This window comes from Euzebyales bacterium (assembly GCA_036374135.1).
Classification (GTDB): Bacteria; Actinomycetota; Nitriliruptoria; order Euzebyales; family JAHELV01; genus JAHELV01.
The window spans coordinates 113,892-125,971 of sequence record DASUUK010000035.1; the positions used below are offsets into that span (position 1 = coordinate 113,892).

General features: G+C 73.7%; 9 protein-coding genes. 5 read left to right on the forward strand and 4 right to left on the reverse strand.

Translation table 11 applies throughout. The features are described 5' to 3' along the window. Positions 1-75 precede the first annotated feature (75 nt). The gene (locus VFZ70_06235) at positions 76-591 is read left to right on the forward strand and encodes a hypothetical protein (protein HEX6255392.1); all 516 of its coding nucleotides are present in this window, start codon (positions 76-78) and stop codon (positions 589-591) included. A 148-nt stretch (positions 592-739) separates the two neighbouring features. Here the strand turns inward: VFZ70_06235 and VFZ70_06240 are convergent, their stop codons facing one another. The 3 genes from VFZ70_06240 to VFZ70_06250 are packed head-to-tail and all read right to left on the reverse strand — an operon-like array spanning position 740 to position 2,941. Then, on the reverse strand, positions 740-961 hold the full coding sequence (locus VFZ70_06240) for an NAD(P)H-dependent oxidoreductase (protein HEX6255393.1): 222 nt from the start codon (positions 959-961) through the stop codon (positions 740-742). Between the two features lie 8 nt (positions 962-969). Beyond that, positions 970-1,662: a response regulator transcription factor gene (locus VFZ70_06245; protein HEX6255394.1), complete on the reverse strand. Its 693-nt coding sequence runs from the start codon at positions 1,660-1,662 to the stop codon at positions 970-972. Next, positions 1,652-2,941, reverse strand: coding sequence for an ATP-binding protein (locus tag VFZ70_06250; protein ID HEX6255395.1), 1,290 nt, complete (start codon positions 2,939-2,941; stop codon positions 1,652-1,654). The genes VFZ70_06245 and VFZ70_06250 overlap by 11 nt, the downstream gene beginning before the upstream one ends. Before the next feature lie 298 nt (positions 2,942-3,239). Between VFZ70_06250 and VFZ70_06255 the strand changes: the two genes are divergently transcribed. After that, entirely contained in the window at positions 3,240-4,538 is a 1,299-nt protein-coding gene (locus tag VFZ70_06255) for an acyltransferase (protein ID HEX6255396.1), read from the forward strand. Further along, positions 4,535-6,925, forward strand: a complete 2,391-nt coding sequence (locus tag VFZ70_06260; GenBank protein ID HEX6255397.1) for a hypothetical protein — start codon at positions 4,535-4,537, stop codon at positions 6,923-6,925. Before VFZ70_06255 ends, VFZ70_06260 begins: the two co-directional genes overlap by 4 nt. A 1,338-nt stretch (positions 6,926-8,263) precedes the next feature. Here the strand turns inward: VFZ70_06260 and purL are convergent. Continuing rightward, entirely contained in the window at positions 8,264-10,579 is a 2,316-nt protein-coding gene (purL, locus tag VFZ70_06265; GenBank protein HEX6255398.1) for a phosphoribosylformylglycinamidine synthase subunit PurL, read from the reverse strand. Between the two features lie 208 nt (positions 10,580-10,787). Between purL and VFZ70_06270 the strand changes: the two genes are divergently transcribed. Both VFZ70_06270 and ppk2 read left to right on the forward strand, forming a co-directional pair. Further along, positions 10,788-11,207 carry a hypothetical protein gene (locus VFZ70_06270; protein HEX6255399.1) on the forward strand — a complete coding sequence of 140 codons (420 nt, stop codon included), beginning with the start codon at positions 10,788-10,790 and terminating at the stop codon, positions 11,205-11,207. Positions 11,208-11,310: 103 nt separating this feature from the next. Beyond that, positions 11,311-12,080: polyphosphate kinase 2 (gene ppk2, locus VFZ70_06275; GenBank protein ID HEX6255400.1), on the forward strand; the 770-nt coding region annotated here is incomplete at its 3' end.

Genomic DNA, 12,080 nt, shown 5'->3' on the forward strand with positions numbered 1-12,080 from the left:
GGTTTCGCCGCATATCGTCGACAACCCGTGAGTATCCTCGCCTGACAGACATCGGCTGCGAGGACGGCGGTTGGTATGGACATGATCGAGCGGCGCATCCGCGAGGCGGTCGCCACGGTGCTGTCGCGCGGCGCCAAGGCGCTCGAGCAGACCGCCACCGAGCTCGAGCGCGCGGCCGACGAGCTGCGCACCGACCTGCGAAGCGTCCGCGAGGACGCGGACGCGGTGTGGTCCGAGCCGCGGCGTGAGGCCGACACCATGACGCGTTCGGCGCCGCTGCGGGCCGTGCCCGACACCCCGACCGATGAGGCGCACGTGCCGCCGGTCCGTCCACCGCAGACGCCGTCCGGGCCGCGCCGCGGGGACGTGGACGCCGATGTGGTCACGGCGGTGGACGCGCCCGACCTGCAGGTCGAGGCCGAACCCGACGGTCTGCGCGGGCTCGCGACCGGCACCGTCAGCGAGATCCGTGCGCGGCTACCGGAGCTGACCCAGGAGCAGCTGCGCAGCCTGCGCGGCATCGAGGTGTCCAACCGCAACCGCACGACGCTGCTGACGGCCATCGACCGCGCGCTCGACAGCGGCGACTGAGCGCCCGCGTCAGCCGCCGGCGCCCCGCGCGGGCAGGGCGGAACGGCTTCCAGCGGTCGCCGTCGTCGACCGTCATCGCATGGGTCAGGAACGTCGTCAGCGCGCTGCTGACCGTGAAGTTGTAGGTCGGCGTCGCGAGCACCCGGCGTCACCGGCGTTCAACCGCCGAGCGGGCATCGACCAGCTTCGGGTCGTCCTCGCCGTGCGGCCACGCCGGGAGGTCCAACGTCGTCAGGTCGATGAGGTCGACCGTGCATCCCGCGGCCTCCAGCTCCTCGGCCGCGGCCTCCGCGGCGATGCGTGACCGTGACGTGGCGCCCAGCGACGCCGAGACGATGGCGACGTGGGGTGCGGGCCGCAGGTCGGCCATGGGCAACACTACGTGCGGTCGCCGCCCGCGTCGTCGCGGTCGAGGCCGCGATGGATCGCGTAGCGCATCAACTCGTAGCGGCCGCGCAGCTGCAGCTTGCCGAGGATGTGCTGGACGTGGTTCTGGACGGTCCGCACACTGATGACCAGGCGTTCGGCGATCTCGCCGTACGTGTAGCCCTTCGCGACGAGGCGCAGGACCTCCGTCTCGCGTCCGGTCAGCTCCTGATCCCGGTCGCCGCCCGCTGCCACGCGTCGGAACTCGCCCAGCACGAGCGCTGCCAGCGATGGCGAGAACACCGGCTCGCCGGCTGCGACCTGATGCACCGCGGTGACGAGCTCGGTGCCGGTGGCGCTCTTGAGCAGGTAGCCGCTGGCACCCGCCTTGACCGCCTCGAGGACGTCGGGCTCGGCCGCCGACGCCGACAGCACCAGCATCCTCGTGCCCGGCAGCTCGTCGGCGATGCGACGGATGGCGACGGTGCCCGGCAGCCCCGGCATGTTCAGATCGATCAGTGCCAGGTCCGGTCGTGCGCGCAGCACGACGTCGACGGCCTCGTCGGCGGTGGCGGCCTCGCCGACCACACGGACCCGGCCGTCCGCCTCCAGGTCGGCGCGCACGCCGTCTCGCCACATCGGGTGGTCGTCGACGACCACGACGGTGAGCGGTCGGGGCAGCTTCGTCGCGGTGTCATCGCTCATCGGAGTCGCTCCGGTCGGCCCGGCCAGGGACCGTCGTCTGTGCGCGTGCCGTCGGCGGGTCATCCTCGGGCATCGGGATCCGCAGCTCCAGCTCGGTGCCGCGTCCGGGCGCCGCATCGACGTGCACTGTTCCGCCGAGGTCCTCCATCCGCCCCCGGATGCTGCGCAGCAGACCGAACTTGCCCGCTGCCTGCAGTGCGTGGGGTTCGAAGGCGAAGCCGCGACCGTCGTCGCGGACGCTGACCACGAGCTCGCCGTCGTCCACCTCGGCGAAGACCCAGGCGTGCTCCGCCGCGGCGTGACGCACGACGTTGCTCAGCGCCTGCTCGACCGCCGCGCCGATCTCGTCGACGTGCAGGGTCGGCAGCCGGATGTCGCCCACGACCGTCACCGACGTCGTCGGGTCGTCCGCGAGACCGTCGGCGATCTGCTCCAGTCGGTCGCGCAGCGGCTGGTGCGCCGCATCGGGTGGCTGGTCGTCCAGCGGGCGCAGGATCATCGCCCGCAGTACCCGCTCCTGCGCCGCAGCGAGGTCCGCCAACTCACCGACCTCGCGACCATCGACCCGGTCGCGGCCGGCCAGCTCGCGTCCGCGCTTGTGGACGAGTGCCAGCGCCTGCAGAACCGAGTCGTGGATCTGACGCCCGAGTGACTCGCGCTCGGTTGCGCGTGCCGCTCGCTCGGTGGCGCGGACCTGCTCGGCCTGGGCGGCGCGCACCTGGGCGGCGGAGCGGTCCAACAGCGTTGCGACGAAGCCGAGTCCACCACCCGCCAGCAGGAAGTTGACGGGATCCCGCAGCACCTGGATCAGCTGTCCCGACGTCGCCGGGTCGCGCACCGTGAGGCCGGCGACGACCGCGACGGCACCGAGGACGCCCCCGGCGACGAGCCCCCCGGCGACGCCCCGCGCCGCTGCCCACGCCAGCGCCGCCGTCACCGGATACACCGTCGCGAACCACACGTGGCGGGTGCCGACCACGACGAGCGCACAGGCCACGACCAGGTCGATCACCAGGACGGCCGTCGAGCGCGGTGGGCCGGTCGCCGTCAGCCAGATGATCCAGCCGGCCACCACGATGACCGACGCTGTCGCGAGCGGCACACCGTCGACGTCGCCGGATGCGGCCCCATCCACGGCCACGACGACCATCCAGACGAGCACGGCCCAGCGGATGACGAGCACGCCGCGCACCAGCGCCGGGACACCGCTGGTGGCCGACGACCCGATCGCCGGGCCATCGGACGCCGGCTGCCGTTGTTGCGCGACGGTCCGAGCCACCGACTCCTCACCTGTCTGCGGGCAACACGCCGCCCACGAACGCAGCGCGTTCAGCGTACCGCCGTCGACCCGCCCGCTGTCCACCACACGGCGGCATCAGCGGACCGACGCATGCCGATCGTGGTCGGTCATGCCGGTTCTACTCATGTCACGGCTGCCGCATGTGCGCACGAACCGCGGGGGCCCTGCCCCGGCCGAACGGGTGGGATCGCGGTGCCGCGCCGACCCGATCCGACCGACGCTGCGGACGACGACAGAGATCGGTCCCGTGGGGATCGTGGACCACCGGAGGAACACCATGCGCGCACTGCTCGCGCCAGCGGCGCAGATCGCCGCCGCAACGCCACCTGACCGTGACCGCTACCTCGATCTGCTGCGCGGCCTGTCGATCGCCGTCGTGGTCATCGGTCACTGGCTGCTGCCCGTGCTCTGGCTCGACGGTGGCCAGTTGCGTGTCGACACGCTGTTGACAGCCGTGCCCGGCGTGGGCTGGGTCACGTGGATCGTCCAGGTCATGCCGTTGTTCTTCCTGGTGGGCGGCGTGGTCAACGTGCGGTCGTGGCGGGTCACGCGCGCGAACGCGGGTTCGTACGCGACCTGGGTCGCCCGCCGCGCGGCGCGCCTGCTGCGCCCGACCATCGTGCTCGTGTGGACATGGGTGGTGCTCGCGGCAGCAGCGCTGGCCATGGGCGTCGACCGGTCGCTGGTCCTGCTCGGTGCCCGCAACGCGCTCGTCCCGCTGTGGTTCCTCGCGGTCTATCTGCTCATGATCGCGGCGCTGCCGCTGCTGCTGGCCGCGTACACCCGTTGGGGCCTGGCCGTGATCCCACTGCTGCTGGCCGCCGCCGGACTCGTCGACGCCGCCACCGTGGCCGGCGTGCCGGTGGTCGAGTTCGTCAACTACCCACTGGTGTGGGCCGTGCCGACCGTCCTGGGGTTCGCGTGGGCCGACGGCCGTCTCGAGGGGCGCGCCGTCCGCCTCGGCCTGCCCACGGGCGCGCTGGCATGTCTCGTCGCCGCCGTCACCGTCCTGGGCTACCCGATCACGCTCGTCGGCGTCGCCGACGCCGGAGGCCCGCGCGTGCCCGTCACGCTGGCGCTGCTCGGCCTCGCACAGGCGGGCATCGCCCTGGCGGTCAGGCGGCCCGTCGCGGCGTGGCTGGAGCGCCCCGGGCCGTGGGCCGCCGTGGTCCGCACGAACACCGTGGCGATGACCGTCTACCTGTGGCACCTGACCGTCATGGTGCTGGTCGCGGGTGCGCTGACGGCCGTCGCGACATGGTGGGCCGTCGACCCGCTGTCCGCCGCCTGGTGGCTGACGCGACCGCTGTGGCTCGTGGGCCTGGCCGCGGCGCTCGTCCCGGTCGTCGCGGTCCTGCTGCCAATCGAACACAGCGTGCCGCCTGTGACGCCACGTCCGCGTGGGCGTCGAACGGTCGCTGCGACCGTCGTCACCGTGCTGGTCGCGTCGCTCGCGACCGCCGTGGTCACCGCCGGAGGCACCCTGGGGCTGTCGGGGGTGGCCGCCGCCATCGTCCTGACCGCGGCGGCCCGCCTGGCCGGCGCGTTCGGTCCGGCGGCGGTGGTGGCGTCGTGACTGCCGACGCACCGGTGCGGTGTCCCCTCTGCGCGGCGGCGTTGTCGCGGACGCCGTCACGGTGCCCGTCGTGTGACGCCCCGGTCGGTGGTGACACCGGTCGACGCCTGCTGGCGCTGGATCGGCGCCTGGCGCGGATGACGGACGAGCGCCGCGACCTGCTCGCGCGCCTCCGACACGAGACCTCGGCGTTGATCGCGGCCGACCGCGGCACGGTCGCCGACGTTGCGTCCACGGGCGCACGCGAGCCCCGGGCCGTGGTGGGCGTCGCCGCCGGTGGGACCGGCGCCCGCTCGGCGCGGGAACCCGTCGCGCGGCTGGCGTCGACGTTCGCTCCCCTCCGCGCCTGGCTGGCCGATGCAGGTCCGCAGACCCTGCTCGCGGCGGGCGGGGTGCTGCTGCTGATCGTCGCGGCGGGCGCGTTCCTCGCGGTGACATGGCGCGATCTGTCGGTGCCGGTGCGTGGTGGTGTCGTGGTTGCCGCCGCAGCCGCGTCCGGGTGGCTGACGGCGGGACTCGTGGGACGCGGGCTGGCGCGCACGGCCGAGGCGACCGGCGTGCTGACGCTCGCACTGCTCGCCGTGCTCGCCGACGGACTGTGGCGTGCCGGTCTCCTCGACGCGCTCGGGCGCGACCTCGGCGTGCTCGCCCAGGTGTCAGCCGTGCTCGCGGTGACCGCCCACACGTTCGCCCGAGCCAGCGGTGTGCGGTCGCCCCTGGTGCTCGCCGCCTGGTTGGCCGGCACGGCGGTCCACGCGGCCGGTGCGTGGCTGGTCGATCCCTATGCGGTTGGAGCGACACGGCTCGACCTGGTGCTGTCGCAGGCGGTCAACGTCACCGCGGTGTGCATGGTCGGCGTCTACGCGGCCCGCGTGCTGACCGTCGTGCCACGCTGGCGGCTGGTGACGCTGGGCGCTGCCGCTGTCCTGTGGACCGTCGCCACGGCGGTCGTGGTCGCGGTCCTGGCCTCGCTGGTGCCGGCCGCGCCGTCCGATCGCGTGGCGTTCGGTGTCGGCCTCACCGCCGCCGCCGCGTCGGTCGCTGTCGCGGCGGCGGCACGCCGCATCGGCGGACCGCTGTCGCGTTGGTGGCCGGCGGTCGGTACCGGCGGCATGTGGTGCGCCGGCACGCTGACGGGCGCAGGCGCGCTCGCCGGCCGCAGCGCTGTGTGGCCCGACATGCCGGCACTGCTGCCGCTGTCGGTTGGGGTCGCGTTGCTCACGCGGGTACGCCCGGGCCTCGAGCGTCGGAGCGCACTGCTCGGCATGGCGCCACTGGCGCTCCTTGCCCTGCGTCCGGTGGTCGGGACGGCACAGTGGGTGGCGTCGGCCACGCCGGTGCCCGCACCGACCGGATCACACGTCGTCCGGCTTGCGTCCTGCCTGGTCGTGTGCCTGCTGGCCGGCGCCGTCGGCATGCTCGTCCGCCGGGCGCGGATCCCTGCGCTGGCGATGTCCGCGGGATCTTGGGTCGTGGCCGTCGTGGGTGGCGGACTCGTGCTCGCGTCGCTGGCGCCCTCCCAGCCGACGGATCTTCCGCCGTTCCTCGGTGCGGCCGCCGTTGTCGCGGGCGCCGTCGCGCTGGCGGTGCTCGCGCGGCGAGCCGGTGGCGCCACAGCGGTCTGGTGGCCGGCCGGCGTGGTGCTCGCGCTCACGGCCGGCGCGGCCGGCGCGCTCGCGGGGCGCATGGCGGCGTTGCCGCACCTACCCGTCGTCGTTCCGCTCGCCGTCGCGGCGGCGCTGGTCTGGACCCGCCGCGACGGCGAGCGCCTCGCGGCGGCAATCGGAGCGGGCCCGGTGATGCTCGCCACGATGTGGCCGGCGCTGCGCACCGTTGGCCGGCTCGGCGGCATCCTCGTCCACCCGGCGCCGGTGCCGGACGTGGTGGAGACGGCGTCGCTGACCGTGACCTGCGCGCTCGCGCTCACCATCGCCACCGCGGTCCACCGCGTCGCACGCGGCGACGCGGCGCACGGCGGCCCGGGGCCGGATGCCGGGGCGGCCCGTCGCTTCTGGGAGCACCGGCACGCTTCGCACGCGCGGTGGCGCTCGCCGTGGCAGCCGTCGCGTGGTCGGTCGCATCCGTCGCGGTGGCCGCCGATCTGGCCGCGCTGGCGCCGTCACGGCCGGGCGAGATCACACCGTTCGTCGCGACGGCCGCGCTCGCCGTCGCACTCGCCGGCCTGGCGGCGACCGCTGCGCGCCTCGGCCTGGTCCCGTCGGCGGTGGCGGCCGGCGGTCGGTCGTTCGTGGCCACGACCGCCACGGCGGCGGCCACGTGGGGACGGATCGCCGCGTGGCCGGAACTGCCGGCCGTGGCGGCGGCGGCGGTCGGCACGGCGCTGGTGTGGTCGTCGCGCGGCCGCTCCGTGCAGCGGGGCGTGCTGATCGGCACGGCACCCGTCGCGTTCGCCGCACTGGTGCCGGTGGTGCGGGCCGTGCACTGGATCGGCGGTGAGTTGGCGTGGCGCGTCGTGGCGCCGTGGCCACCGACACCACTCCCGGTCGACATCCCACCGCCCGCGACCACGCTGGCGTCGGCCGCCGCCGTCACTGCGATGATCGTCTCGGGCACCCACCGACTGGCCGGCCGGCGGGTGGCGGCGCTGGTTGCCGTCGGCGTCGGTGGGGCCGTGCTGCTCGCGGATGCGACCGCGGCATGGACCCACGGCGGCGGAGCGATCGTCGGCCTGGCGGTCAGCGCCTGCGCCGTCGCCACGCTACGGAACCGGCCGGACGACCCGGCCCCACCCATGGCGCTTGCGGTCACGGCCGCAGTGACCGCGGTCGCGTCGCTGACGACGCCGGCCATCACAATCACCACGCTGGTGATCGGCGCCGGCATCTGCGGTCTGGCTGCCGGCGCGCCGCGGCGCCGCGCCGCCGCAACGTCGACGACCGTGTGCACCGCGCAGATCCTCGGCGCCGTCGTCGCGGTGGCGGCCGCGACCACCCGCGGTCCGGGTGTCCCCGGTCTGGCCCTCGTGGCGGCCGCCGGCGGCGGGTGGGTGTTGGCGGCCGCGATCCGCTCGCGCGAGCCGCACGCGGCCGCGGTCGAGGCGATCGCAACGGTCGCGGTGGTCGCCGGCGTCGCGTTGGCCTGGGCGTCCGACGCCCTGACGCTGGGGATCGCGCTGGCCACCGTGGCGACCGCGGCGGCGGCGGTGGCAGTGTGGCGCCCCGACCGTCGATGGATGCGGTGGGTGTCCCCCGCCGCCGCGTCCGGCTCGTCGTGGTCCGTCCTGTCGGATGCCGGCGTGACGACCGTCGAGGCGTACACGGTGCCGCCGGCGCTGCTCATCGCCGGCATCGCGGTCGGAGGCCTGATGCGTGACCCGCGACGGTCGTCGTGGCCGCTGCTCGGCTCGGCGTTGAGCCTGCTCACGCTGCCGACGCTGCTGCAGTTGCTCGACGATCCGTCGGACCTTCCACGGCTGGCCGGTGCTGTCGCGGGCGGTGCGGTGATCGCCGCGACCGGCCGCCGGTGGTCGCTGCAGTCTCCACTCATGATCGGTGTCGCCACCGCCGGCGTCGCTGCGCTGACACAGTACGGGGTGGTCATCGACGTACTGCCGCGATGGCTCCTGCTCGCGCTGGGCGGCGCGCTGCTGCTGTGGCTGTCGATCAGCTACGAGCGGCAGGTCGAGCGGCTGACGGCTGCCAGGCGGCACCTCGTGGCCATGCGCTGACGAGGCGTCGTCCGGCCGCCGCCGCCCGCGCGACGGGTCAGCGCGCCGTCGCCGTCTGAGCCGGGCCCCCGACCGCCTCGAACAGGTCGACGAACACGCGCCCGCGCGCCGCCGTGAGCTCGTCGAGGTCCAGGGTGAGCACGTCACCGACGCGCAACGTCCGGTCCGTGGTCAGCGCACCGAGGCGCTGGCTCGACACCCCGGCCTGTCGGCAGCGGCCCGCCAGTTCGTCCACGCGGGCGGCGTCGACGGCGGCGACCACCCTGCTGGGCGATTCGCTGAACAGCATCTGGTGCACCGGGGTCCGCGTCGTGTCGATGACGAGATCTGCGCCGTAGTGGTCCCCGCACACCTCCACCAGCGTCGTGAGCAGCCCGCCGGTGGCGACATCGTGGGCGCCGCGCAGCAGTCCCGACCGGCCGGCCGCCACCAGCAGATCCTGCAGCCGGCGCTCCTCGTCGAGGTCGATGGCCGGCGGCCGTCCCGCGATGTGACCGCTGGTGATCCACTGGTACTCCGAGCCCGCCAGGCCAGGGCGCGTCGTGGCGCCCACCAGGCACAGGACGGCCGCGGCGTCCGGCGGGCGGACGGGGACCGAGATCGTGCAGTCGTCGATGACGCCGAGCACGCCCACGATCGGGGTCGGGTGGACGGGACGGTCGTCCGTGGCGTTGTAGAAGCTGACGTTCCCACCGCTGATCGGCGTGCCCAGCGCTTCGCACGCGGCGGTCATGCCGTCGATCGTCGCCGAGAAGGCGCCCATGACCGCGGGCTGCTCGGGTGAGCCGAAGTTCAGGCAGTTGGTCGCCGCGACCGGTCGCGCCCCTGCGCACGCCACGTTGCGGGCCGCCTCGGCCACGACCAGACGCGCGCCGAGCTCGGGGTCGAGCGCGCACCAGCGACCGTTGCCGTCGGTCGCGACGGCGACACCCCGCGCATCGTCGGGCACCTCGCCCCAGCCGTCGGCGGGCAGGCGCAGCACGGCCGCGCTGGCGCCGGGGCCCTGGACGGTCCCCGCGCCCACGATGCTGTCGTACTGGCGCGTGATCCAGTCGGGCGGTGCGATGTTCGGGCTCGTCAGCACCGCCACGGCGACGTCGGCGAGATCGGTGCGCGGCGGTGCCGTGTCGATGTCGGCGTCGCCGTGCTCCGCCGCCCACGGCGTCAGCGGACGGTGGTACACGGGACCCTCGTCGGCGAGCGCGCGCGCCGGTGCGTCGTGCACGACCTCGCCACGGTGCTCGAAGACCAGCCGGTCATCCTCGGTGACCTCACCGATCGGAGTGGCGTCGACGCCCCAGCGCGCACAGGTGGCGACGACCTCCTCGACGCTGTCGGGAGCGACGAGCGCGAGCATGCGCTCCTGGGACTCGGAGCACAGGATCTCCCACGCCTGCATCGAGGGCTCCCGCAGCTGCACCCGGTCCAGATCGATGCGCATGCCCAGTCCCGCCGCCGCCGCCATCTCGGCGGACGAGCAGACGATGCCCGCGGCGCCCATGTCCTGGATGCCGCGGGTGAGCCGACGGTCGTACAGCTCGAGGCAGCACTCGATCAGGGTGTTGCCCGCGAAGGGATCCCCCACCTGGACGTTGGGGCGCTTCGCGTCGTCGCCGACGGAGCTGAAGTCCGCCGACGCCAGGACACTGGCCCCGCCGATGCCGTCCCGTCCCGTGCGCTGCCCGATGAGCACGGCGACGTCGCCGACGTGCTCGGCCTGCGCCCGTTGCAGGCGGTCGGCCGGCAGGACGCCGACGCACAGCACGTTGACCAGCGGATTGCCCTGGTAGCAGGGATCGAACGCCACCTCACCGCCGACGGTCGGCACGCCGATCGAGTTGCCGTAGTGGCCGATGCCCCGCACGACGCCGTCGACCACCCACCGCGTCTGCGCAGTCGTGGGGTCTCCGAACCGCAACGGGTCGAGCAGTGCGATCGGGCGGGCCCCCATCGTCAGGATGTCGCGGACGATGCCACCGACGCCGGTCGTCGCCCCCTGAAACGGTTCGACGAAGCTGGGATGGTTGTGGCTCTCGATCTTGAACGCCACGGCGCGGCCGCCCCCGACGTCGACCACGCCGGCGTTGTCGCCAGGGCCCGCCAGCAGGTGCCGCCCGCTCGTCGGCAACCGCCGCAGGTGCACGCGGGACGACTTGTAGGAGCAGTGTTCGCTCCACATGACCGAGAAGGTCCCGAGCTCCGCGGTCGACGGCACCCGTCCGAGCGTCTGGACGATCCGGTCGTACTCGTCGTCGGACAGGCCGAGCTCGCGCGCGAGCTCCCGTGGTCGCTCGGCCGGTGTGATCCGCGTCGAGCCCGTGCGGGCACGCGACAGGTCGCCCGACACCGACATGCCCATCTCCTTGGTCGACGTGCGGTGCAGTCTGCCACCGACGACCGCTGCTGACCGCCGAGGACGCTGTCAAGCGGCTGATGGGACAGGTGCCCTCGGTTGCCCGCGTCCACGCTCGGGGCGACGCTGGACCGAGTCGGCCGACGCGGCCGCCGCGGGATCCGAGGGCCGGTCGGCCTCCGCAGGTGCGTACGAGAGAGCGGCGAGGGTGAACGGCGCGCAGCAGGTATCAGTACAGGCCGTCATTACGCATGCCCATGCCCGAGATCTGGCGTCGTGCTGGCAGGACGCGGCCAACGACGACCACCCCGTCACGCGCCTGGCGCGGACGGGTGAGATCACGCCGGACGCTGGCCGGGCCATCGCGCACGACCTGAACCTTCTGGAGTCCGCGTCCGCCACATGGGACTACCCGGCGAGCATCCCCGAGAAGCAGTTGCGCGTGCTGCTCGGCTACGTCCGCCACCACGGGCCGCGACCCGCGGTGGACGGCTGGCACCGGCACCGCGACGCCGAGTTCCTCCGGTCGATCAGGCGGATGGCGGCGGAGGCGCGGTCGCACGCGCCGCCGGACGATGAACCGCCAGCGCCGGTGCGTCAGATGCCGGCGCCACGGCGTCGCAGCTGACCGGGTCGGCGGCCGCGTCCTGGGCGCCGGGCGATCAACGCTTGACGGGTCGGTCCCCGGGGACAACGATGCGGGTGACAGCCAATGACAGGGGCGTGACCGCATGACGGCGATCGACGAGCGCGTACTCTCCGCGGACGACTACAACAAGAAGGGGCGGCTGCGCAGGGCGGTCTACGAGGAGGAGTTGCGTCGCCTGCAGATCGAGCTCGTCAAGCTGCAGGAGTGGATCAGGCACGAAGGTCTGCGTGTCGTCGTGCTGTTCGAGGGCCGCGACGCGGCGGGCAAGGGCGGCGTGATCAAGCGGATCACGGCCAGCACCAACCCACGCATCGTCCGGGTTGTCGCGCTGGGCACTCCGAGCGACCGCGAGAAGACCCAGTGGTACTTCCAACGGTACGTGGAGGAACTGCCGGCGGCGGGCGAGATGGTGCTGCTCGACCGCTCCTGGTACAACCGCGCCGGCGTCGAACGTGTCATGGGGTTCGCGACCGAGGCGCAGGTCGAGGAGTTCATGCGTTCGTGCCCGCAGTTCGAGCGCATGCTCATCCGATCGGGCATCACCCTGATCAAGTACTGGTTCTCGGTGAGTGACGAGGAGCAGGAGCAGCGGTTCCAGGCGCGCATCGAGGATCCGACGAAGCGCTGGAAGCTGTCGCCGATGGACATCGAGTCGCGGGACCGGTGGCAGGAGTACTCCCTCGCCAAGGACGAGATGTTCGCCCACACCGACATCAAGCAGTCTCCGTGGTGGGTGGTCAACGCCGACGACAAGCGCAACGCCCGGCTGAACTGCATCGCCCACCTGCTCGATCAGATCCCGTACGAGGACCTGACGCCGGAACCGTTCGAACTGCCCCCGAGGCCTGAGCG